At 71.5% G+C, this 8,974-nt stretch carries 8 protein-coding genes; 5 read left to right on the forward strand and 3 right to left on the reverse strand.

Annotated features, from left to right (window positions below; all coding sequences use genetic code 11):
- Positions 1–195 precede the first annotated feature (195 nt).
- From AC08OP_RS10775 to AC08OP_RS10785, 3 genes are all read left to right on the forward strand, one after another.
- On the forward strand, positions 196–591 hold the full coding sequence (locus AC08OP_RS10775) for a serine/threonine protein kinase (RefSeq protein ID WP_476614064.1): 396 nt from the start codon (positions 196–198) through the stop codon (positions 589–591).
- A 99-nt stretch (positions 592–690) separates the two neighbouring features.
- A complete protein-coding gene (locus AC08OP_RS10780) occupies positions 691–900 on the forward strand; it encodes a DUF4177 domain-containing protein (RefSeq protein ID WP_476614065.1) in 210 nt (69 codons plus the stop codon).
- A gap of 59 nt (positions 901–959) precedes the next feature.
- Positions 960–1,373 carry a CoA-binding protein gene (locus AC08OP_RS10785; protein ID WP_476614066.1) on the forward strand — a complete coding sequence of 138 codons (414 nt, stop codon included), beginning with the start codon at positions 960–962 and terminating at the stop codon, positions 1,371–1,373.
- Here the strand turns inward: AC08OP_RS10785 and AC08OP_RS10790 are convergent.
- Both AC08OP_RS10790 and AC08OP_RS10795 read right to left on the reverse strand, forming a co-directional pair.
- Positions 1,324–3,027: a hypothetical protein gene (locus AC08OP_RS10790; protein ID WP_476614067.1), complete on the reverse strand. Its 1,704-nt coding sequence runs from the start codon at positions 3,025–3,027 to the stop codon at positions 1,324–1,326. The two genes, AC08OP_RS10785 and AC08OP_RS10790, sit on opposite strands and share 50 nt — an antisense overlap.
- 18 nt (positions 3,028–3,045) lie before the next feature.
- On the reverse strand, positions 3,046–4,467 hold the full coding sequence (locus tag AC08OP_RS10795; RefSeq protein WP_476614068.1) for a glycosyltransferase family 2 protein: 1,422 nt from the start codon (positions 4,465–4,467) through the stop codon (positions 3,046–3,048).
- A gap of 448 nt (positions 4,468–4,915) precedes the next feature.
- Between AC08OP_RS10795 and AC08OP_RS10800 the strand changes: the two genes are divergently transcribed.
- Positions 4,916–5,254 carry a DUF5999 family protein gene (locus tag AC08OP_RS10800; protein WP_476614069.1) on the forward strand — a complete coding sequence of 113 codons (339 nt, stop codon included), beginning with the start codon at positions 4,916–4,918 and terminating at the stop codon, positions 5,252–5,254.
- A 171-nt stretch (positions 5,255–5,425) separates the two neighbouring features.
- Complete coding sequence (locus AC08OP_RS10805) at positions 5,426–7,012, forward strand: phosphatase PAP2 family protein (protein WP_476614070.1); 1,587 nt, start codon at positions 5,426–5,428, stop codon at positions 7,010–7,012.
- 57 nt (positions 7,013–7,069) lie between these two features.
- Here AC08OP_RS10805 and AC08OP_RS10810 read toward each other — a convergent pair whose 3' ends face one another.
- Positions 7,070–7,906 carry a hypothetical protein gene (locus AC08OP_RS10810; protein WP_476600308.1) on the reverse strand — a complete coding sequence of 279 codons (837 nt, stop codon included), beginning with the start codon at positions 7,904–7,906 and terminating at the stop codon, positions 7,070–7,072.
- Between the last annotated feature and the right edge of the window lie 1,068 nt (positions 7,907–8,974).

The raw sequence follows: 8,974 nt of genomic DNA on the forward strand, positions 1-8,974 counted from the left end.
TCTTACGATAGGGCGTCCTCGCATCCCGTCATCCCGCATCCTCGTGGTGGCTGGTTGTTCGGAATTGATTGATCGGTCGGCGAAAAACTGTCGGTCAACCGCGGTGGCGCTGACGATGAGATCGTCTACCGATTTGATCGCACCGTACCCGTGCAATGCGGATCCACTACCTCGCGAGAGAGTAAGGAGAACACTGTGCGGATACGCAGGTTCTATGCCGGTGTAGGCGCGATCATCGCCATGATGTGCTTCATGTTCGTCGCGGCCTCCGCGCCGGCTCAGGCCGCGACGAACCCCTACACGCCCCAGGAGGTCTGTGTCCAGCGCTCACACGCACTCAGCAGGGCCACAGTCCATCAGCTGTACAACCGATCGTACAACTGCGTGGTGACCATAAAGACCGCGTCGATCGGGACGGCGACGCGTACCACCGCCGGCCTGCAGATCGAGGGGTCGGACTGGTCATACGACGTCGGGGATTACCAGTACTACGCCGGTCCGGTCAAGCAATACACACAGAACAAGTGTGTCCGTTGCTTCGGCTATCACGACGGCACGAACTACACCAGTCCGTGGGGTAACTGCGGTTGAGCCTGGAAGAAGTCGGAAGAGGACCACCGCGGGGCCCGCGAGGATTTTGCGGGCCCCGCGGGCCGTCGCGTTTATGATCCGGATCGGTATGATGGATCGATGGCAGGACGTTTCGAGTACAAGGTCGTGGAGATCAGAGAAGGTCTGATCGGAGGCAAGATGTCCGGCGACAAGCTGGAGCGGATCCTCAATGAGCACGCCAGGCAGGGGTGGCAGCTGAAGGCCATCACCGCGGCGGAGGTCAAGGGTCGTATCGGCCCCGGCGGGACCGACGGCATCCTCGTGACCTTCGAGCGCAGCGTCGGTTAGTGTCCGTCCCGTCCCGCCGTGGGCCGGATGAACCGGGTGGCCTGGGCGGTTATGCAGGTATGCGCTTCGGAGACGACGACACCATTCGCCGCGTGCTCACCGACACCGAGGTCTGGGCGGTGGTGGGGCTGTCCAACGACACCCGCCGGACCGCCTACAGCATTGCGGACTACCTGCGACGGCACGGCAAGCGTGTCGTACCTGTGCACCCCTCGGCACCTACGGTCGCGGGGGAGCAGGGATACGCGACGTTGAGCGAGATCCCGTTCCCCGTCGACGTCGTCGACCTGTTTGTCCGGTCGGAGTTCGCCGGCCCGGTCGTCGACGAGGCAGTGAAGATCGGCGCGAAGGGTGTCTGGCTCCAGCTCGGCGTGCGGGACGAGGCTGCCGCGGCGCGTGCGGGCGAGGCCGGGCTGGACGTCGTCATGGACACCTGCCCGGCGATCGAGGCACCCCGGTTGGGGCTCGACTGAGCAGTACGAAGCGGCGGGTCGCGAGCGCGGCGGCAGGCGGGAAGAGCACGAGGACGGGGAGCAGGTAGCGATAGTCGAAGCACACCGTCGCGGCCGGGACGATGAGCGTGGCGGCCCCGGCCGCCACGAGGAGGGCCATGTCCGCCCGCAGCCGTCGAGCTTCGGCGGCCCGGTCCCGCAGGCCTCCCCGGCGCCGGGTGCTGTGGTTCCCCGGCGACGCACGGCGGTCCCGGTCCGGGGTTATGATCGCGGCGATGGTGACGATCACCATCGCGGCCAGGGCCGGACCGGGCGTGAAGACGAGACGCTGGTAGCTCCGCAGGAAACCGGCGGACGGCTCGCGGATGACGCGGGTGGGCGCGTCCCCGTGGAAGCCGAGCAGCGGCTCGTTGTTGTGCAGGTAGCGCGGTTCGTCACCGGTCGGGAACCGCCAGGTCGCGTCCGGCCAGTCGCGGTGCCCGACCGGTCGGCCCGGGGCGAAGTAGTGCGCGATCTCCCCGCCGACCATCCGGGCGTAGTCACCGAACTGATACCGGATGACCTGGCGGGTGAAGTCGCGCAGCAGCGCGTCCCGCTTGTCGTCGGGCATGTCGAGCCGCCAGTGCGGGCTGTTGCCGTTCCAGACGTAGTAGCTGGGATCGGGCCGCCCCGTCACCGGATGCGGGGAGCACAGGACGAGCTGGCGCGTGCTCAGGTGCAGGCGATCACATTCGGCGATCGGTGCCACCCGGCCGTACATCCACACCGCGTCCCCACCGGTGAGCGCGTATTTCCCGTGCGCGGTGTGGAACCAGCCCGCGTAGCCGACGAGTGGAACGGCGAGCATCACGGCGAAGGCGGCGGACCGGAGCCATCCGACGCGACGAAGAAGCAGGTAGCCCACGGCGAGCACACCCATGGCGACCCCGATGGTGCGGACCAGGCCCGCCCCGCCCAGTAACAGGCCGGCGAGCCCGCACGCCCACACCGACGGTCGTGTCGACCAGGTCAGGGCGATCATCGCGGCGACCAGCAGGACCGCGAACAGTGTCTCGGCCATCACGTAGTGCTCGAGGACAAGCTGGTAGGCGTCCAGCAGGACCGGCGCGGCGGCGAGGGCCGCTACCGGGGCCGCCACTCGGCGGTGGACCAGCAGGACGTAGATCCCCACCCCGAGCGCCAGGCCCGCGACGTGCTGGACCACTGTCACCCACCACAGGTCGCCGGTGTGCGACAGCAGGCGCAGGAAGGCGGGGTAGCCGGCCGGCCGCATCGGGTCGGGCGCGTGCAGGGTGGAAAGTCGCAGGTAGGCATAGGAGTCGCCGTTGAACTCGAACGCCGGCCGGTAGGCGTGCCCGGTGACCACCCGCAGCGTCATCCCGGCGACCAGGAGAACCGCGAAGGGTAGATGCCGCGTGACCGGCCGGGCGGGTCGGGCCGGCCGGGCGGGTCGGGCCGGCTGGGCGGAGGCCGGACCCGATGCACGGCGCCGCGCGTTCGGGCCATAGAGCGGGCCGGGGTGCTCCCCGGACGGCACCCGGCCCGGGGCGGCGAGGTCATCCGCGGGGTCATCCCCGAGGACAGCGGGATCGCGTAGGGAGACGGGCGCGGCGTCGCCGGGCAGCGCTGGAAAGCGGCGTCTGCCCAGGACGGCCATTCTGCCCAGGACGGCCATGATGAATATCCGCCGTTCTCAGAACCTGACGACCTCGGCCGGGTGTTCCGGCGCCTCGAAGAACGGGCCGAGACCGGGCGTGTCGGCCCGTGGGCCGCTCGCCCCGGCCCGGGTGGAGTCTGTCCCGACCCGGGTGGAGCCTGGGCCGGCACTCGCAACCGCGCCCGCGTCAGGGCCCGTGTCGGCACGGGTACCGCGGGCCGACGCCCGCTGATGCCCCCCGCTGGGCCCGGCGGTCAGCAGCCGCAGGAAGAAGGATCCGAAGGCGGTCTGCGCGCCCAGCACCATCAGCGTCATCGCGAGCAGTGCCGGGCGCATCTCGTTGAGCGGCCCGAGATTGTTGGCCAGCCAGCGGACGAGGACGACCACGTCCACGACGAATCCGACGATGAACAGGCCCGCGCCGAGCGCAAGCCCGCGTTCGAGGGTGAACAGGCGGTGGATGAGCGGCAGTGGCCAGCGGCGGCGCTCCTGCCAGCCGAGGGCGTGGTTGTGGACGTCGGCGCAGACCCCCAGCAGCACCAGTTGCCAGCCGAGCAGCGCCAGCAGCGCGAACAGGATCGAGAAGTGCAGGTCCAGCCGGTGGAAGCCGAGATTGAGCGAGCCGGGCAGCAGCGCCGCCTGGCCCACGATCCCGAGCGCCAGCAGCACCAGGCCGGGCAGCACGAACAGGTGCCTCGGCGCCAGCAGCAGCATGAACCGCAGGTGCCGCCAACCGTCCCGCAGGGAGTGCAGCTTGGAGGCCCCGACCCGCGGATGGTAGGTGATCGGCACCTCCTCGATCCGCAGCTCGGCGCGGCCCGCGGCGATCACCAGTTCGGAGGCGAGCTCCATCCCCTCGCAGCGCAGCTGCATACGCAGGTACGCCTCTCGGCTGAAGGCCCGCATGCCCGAGTGCGCGTCGGAGGAACGGACGTCGAACAGCCGGTTCAGGATGCCGGTGAGTGCGGGGTTGCCGACGTAACGGTGCAGCCAGGGCATCGCTCCCGGCAGGATCTCCCCGGCGAAGCGCGACCCGAGCACGTAGTCGGCCCGCCCGGCGCGCAGCGGAGCGAGCAGGACGCCCAGATCTGAGAAGTCGTAGGAGTCGTCGGCGTCGCCCATCACGATCAGCCGGCCTCGGGCGGCGGCGAACCCGGCCAGGTAGGCGTTGCCGTAGCCGCGCCGGGTCTCGCGGACGACCCGGGCACCCGCGGCGGCGGCGACGTCCGCCGACCGGTCCGTGGACCCGTTGTCGACAACGACGACCTCGCCCGCGGCACCCGCGATGGCCAGTCCCGCAAGGGCCTTGTGTACGCAGATGCCGACCGACTCCTGCTCGTTCAGACACGGCATGACGACCGACACCTCGACCGGCTTTCCGCCGGCACGCGGGCCGGAACCCCCGCCGGTGGGGATGCCCCCGAAGGTATCGGTACCGACACTCGTGGCGCCGTCCATCGTCCGTACCCCCTTGTGGCCGGGCATGTCCGGGTCCGTGGCCGTTCACTGGTGCCTGTCCGTGGCCCTGCCGTGTCGATGCCCGGTCGCCGGGGGCAACGGGCGCCGTTCATGCAGGTGGGCGCATCAGCGGAACCGGCCCACGTCATTGTTGCGGTCAGGGTGGCGGAACCGCTCGGCCACCGCCCCGTAACCTACCGATCCGATGGTCCGGTCCTGTTACCGGCATCTCGCTGTAGGCACCCCGTGGTCCGCCCGGCTGGTTCCCGATGTGCCGTGTTTCGCATCCGCGCTGGTCACAGCCGTTGTCCACGCTGACTTGCGGGCCGGGGTCGCAGACATGTCGGCCCCTTCACCCGCGCCTCGGTGTGACGCTTCTTACGGAGAGGCGTAACGTCTGGTGCTCGTGCAAGCTGTTCGCGTTTCAGACCCGGCATCGGCGTCCCCGGTGCCCTCCGACGACCCGGAGCCCTCCTCGCCCGAGCCGTCCTCCGATCCCCTGCCCGCCGGCGCCTCACGCGCAGCCGCACCCCCGCGACGTGGTTGCCCGCACTCCCCGCCCTGCCCCACGGCGGACAGTGTGGATCGTGACGCCGCCCGGGTGGCCAGCCAGCATTGGGACCAGGGCTGGATCCTGCTGTGTAACGGGGTGATCCTGTTCGAGGACACCGGCGAGATCCTGCCGACAGGTCGCACCGTCGAGCCACGACGGGCGCTGCCCCGGCCCGGGGGCGTGGCATGGCCGCCGGCTCCGAGATGGGCGAGCCAGGCCCCGGTCGCGGTCTGACAGGCGCGCTCTGAACAGGCGCGCTCTGAACAGGCGCGCTCCGACAGCCGCGGCCTGACAGCGAGCTCCTTCCGCTCGCTCCTCCCGCGGGGTTCGGGAGGATGTGAGGTTCATCCCAGTTGATCTGGGTGTCCCCGTTACGGGTACGGTGCCGGCGTGGGGTCAAGGCCGGTGACGAGGCCGGGAACCGGGACCGCTCTCCGCTGGCCCGCGGAGAGCCGGGTCGGTCGGCGCGCCCGGATCCTCATGCGCCGTGACATCGCGCTGGGCCGGACGTTCCTGCACGCCTTCACCAGGGCGGACCGGTCGCTGTTCGCGGCGCTGGCCGGCGGCAGACCGCTGCTCGACCCGGTGCTGCCGCGGCTGTCTCATGCCGCCGATCACGGTCTGCTCTGGTGGGGGGTGGCCGGGACGCTCGGTGCGACGAAGGGACGCCGTCGTCCGGCGGCCGCCCGTGGTCTGCTCGCCCTGGGAGTCGCGAGCGTCCTCGCCAACGGGCCGATGAAGGTGGTGTTCCGCCGGGACCGCCCACCGACTCACACGATTCCCCCGCTGCGGCGGCTTCGCGAGGATCTCACGACGTTCTCGTTCCCCTCCGGGCACGCGGCGTCGGCGGCCGCCTTCGCTACCGGAGTCGCGTTGGACGCGCCCGGCGCGGCAGTGCCGGTGGCCGCGCTCGCCGCCACGGTGGCGTTCTCCCGGGTGTACGTCGGGGTGCACTATCCCGGGGACGTGGCCGCCGGCGTGCTGCTGGGGATCGGGGCGGGCCTGCTGACGACGAAGGTGATGCCGCGTCGGCCGTGGGCCCCTGCCCGGGCCAGCCCCGCGTCGGCGTGGGCGCCCGCCCTGCCCGACGGCGACGGCCTCACCGTGGTGGTGAACGCCCGTTCCGGTCCGGGTAACCACACGGACCTGCTCGCCGTGCTGCGGGCCGACCTGCCCAGGGCCCGGGTCGTCGAGGTCGACGCGGGCGGCGACGTAAGAACCGCGCTGGTGTCCGCGGCGGCGCGGTCCCGTGTGCTGGGCGTCGCCGGCGGCGACGGCACCATCAACGCGGCCGCCCAGACCGCGCTGGCGCACGGCGTGCCGCTGGCGGTCTTCCCCGCGGGCACGCTCAACCACTTCGCCGCGGACGTCGGACTCGCCGGGGCGGGTGACTCGGTGCAGGCGATACGGGAGGGTTCGGCGGTCGCCGTCGGCATCGGCCGGGCCGAGGGCATCAGCGCGACGTTCAGTCGGTTCTCCCGTATCTTCGTGAACACCGCGAGCCTCGGCGGTTACCCGGACATGGTCGCCATCCGTGCACGGTTCGAGCGCCACATCGGCAAGTGGCCGGCGATGCTCATCGCGCTGAGCTGGGTGCTGCGCCACGAAGCGCCGTTCGAGGTCGAGATCGACTCCGAGTACCGCCGGGTCTGGCTGATCTTCGTCGGCAACGGGATCTACCAGCCCGGCGGGTTCGCCCCCAGCTACCGCACCCGCCTTGACGAAGGGCTGCTGGACCTGCGGGTGGTCGACGCCGCGGCGCCGCTTGCCCGGCTCCGGCTGGTGGGGGCGGTGCTGACCGGCCGTCTCGGGCGCAGCCGGGTGTACGAACAACACACGGTCGAACGGGTCACGATCTCATCCCGTCAGCCCGGCCCGCTGCCGTTCGCCTGTGACGGCGAGGTCACGGAGGGGGTGGAACGCATCGTCATCACTCCGGGCGGAGCCCGACTGATCGTCTACCGGCCGTGGCGGCCCGACGCATCCGGCTGAGCCGGGCCGGTGGACCGACAGCCGGGCGGACCGACAGCCGGGCGGACCGCGGCGGCGTCAGCGACCGCGGCGGTGCTGCAACGGGATGAGCGTGTGCAGCGGGCTGGTCAGCCGGGTGAACTGGTCGGCGTCGAGGAGATCCTCGACGAGCAGCGCGCAGGCCAGGTCGGCGCACAGCTCCATGACCCGCCGGTCCTCGCTCGAATCGGTGCCCCGATGGCCGCGGCAGTACGGGCACAACCGCCAGAAGCCCTCGGCGGCGCTGCGCCGGACCAGGGTCCACACCCGGCGACGCCCGGTCACCACGGCGCTCGCGAAGGCGGCGTCCATCGCCATCTGGTGCGCGGAGTCGTCGCGGGTGAGCGCGGACACCAGCAGGCCGTCGAAGACCTCGAGGCTGTCTGGATCGTGGCAGCGCCCGGCGAGGACCGGGAGTGCCGCGAGAACCCGCTTCACGTCCGCCGCGGCCGGGCCGAGGTCGGGTTCGTGTGCGCGCGCGCGGGGGTAGACCGTGCGCCACGGACGCATCAGCGCCGCATACTCCGCGCGGCCGAGGATGGGCCGGGCGTAGGAGGCGGCGACCGCGTCGCGCATCGCGCGCAGAGCCGTGGCGGCGATCGTCGGTTCGACGGTGACGTACTCCGCGCCGGTGAGGTCGTCGGCGTAGATCGCGCTCAACGCGTCGAAGGCGGCCAGCACCTCGACGATCAATGGCGAGTCGGGGGAGAGCGCCTTGTCCCGGGCGGCGGCGAGGTACCCCGAGTTGCGCCAGGCGCCGGCGAGCGAGACGAGCTCCGTGTCGGTGGTGTGGACGAGTTGGGCGAGGATGCCGAGAATGCCGCGGAGGTTGGGATGTTCCTCCAGCCGCTCGATGCGACGGGCCCGCAGGATCATGCCGCCGTCCCGCCCGCGCGGCTCGCGCCGCCGCACTGGGACCGCCGTGGGTTCACCGCGCTCCCGCCCGTCCGCGGTACAGGTGATGCCGCCGCGGGTGCGGTGGTCGTCGCGACACCGTTCACCTCGTCCTCCTCGACCGTCGCAGCATGCGCCGCGCGGGCCTCGTCACGACCCGCAGCCGCGCGCCGGCCGGTCGGCTGGTCGTCGGCTGGCCGGCCGGCTCCTGATTGACCTGACAATTGAACTGACAGCGACCTGACAGATGCCTGACCGTACCGGACCGCGAAGTGGCCGTGCGGTGATCGGCAGGCGGGTTTTCGTTACTCTCCGACACCGACGGGGGTCGGGAGTACGTGCCGGAGGCTTCGCCGCCGGCGGTTTCGCGGCTGGTAACGCCGCGTGACCAACCTTTGGACATCACCCTCGAGAGACTAGTGTCCGCGGCGGCGATGCGGAACTCAACGCGTCATCGAGTGGAACATGGGGTACCGCGAAAGCCCCGGGGCGTAGCCGAATCGGGGACGGCGGTGGACCCCGATGAAGCCGGGCGCGGTGGGGTTCATCACGGACAGTGCTGATGCGCTGGGTAACTCCTCCGGGGGGTCCGGACCGGGCGCGCCGGAACCAGGTGCGCCCGGATGCAGAAGGTCAACGCGGTGGGCCCGGAGAATGAAACCCGAGGTCGCGGGGCCGAGATCGGGCGCCAGGGGGATCCGGCGCGCGGCCCGGCGCCCAGTCGGGGTGGCCCGGAGGTACCGATCCGAATGCGGTGGGCCGGATGGGCCGGCCGGGCCGGCCTGGAGGTGATGGTCCGAACGCGGTGGGCTCCATCGCGCGGGCCCCACCTTCCGGGCCCCACCTTCCGGGCCCGCTACCCGGGGCTCCGCGCCGGGTGGGCCCCGCGGGGGTCCGGTCCGGCACCGTGACCTCGGGCTCCCCGGCACCGGGGAGCCCGCAGGTGGCTCCGTCGGCGCCGGGGAGGCCCCGAATGGCCCGGATGCCCGGGCAATCCGGGTAATCCCGGGGCCGGGGCGCTCCGGGGCCTGGGCGGGTCGGTCGCCCGAG

The sequence above is a fragment of the Frankia sp. CeRuru1 genome (genome assembly GCF_977966315.1).

Bases quoted from the DNA above. Each gene is read 5' to 3' on its own strand.
- AC08OP_RS10780 (WP_476614065.1), top strand. From the start codon at position 691: ATGGCAGGACGTTTCGAGTACAAGGTCGTGGAGATCAGAGAAGGTCTG.
- AC08OP_RS10810 (WP_476600308.1), bottom strand. From the start codon at position 7,906: ATGATCCTGCGGGCCCGTCGCATCGAGCGGCTGGAGGAACATCCCAAC.
- AC08OP_RS10785 (WP_476614066.1), top strand. From the start codon at position 960: ATGCGCTTCGGAGACGACGACACCATTCGCCGCGTGCTCACCGACACC.
- AC08OP_RS10795 (WP_476614068.1), bottom strand. From the start codon at position 4,467: ATGGACGGCGCCACGAGTGTCGGTACCGATACCTTCGGGGGCATCCCC.
- AC08OP_RS10790 (WP_476614067.1), bottom strand. From the start codon at position 3,027: ATGGCCGTCCTGGGCAGAATGGCCGTCCTGGGCAGACGCCGCTTTCCA.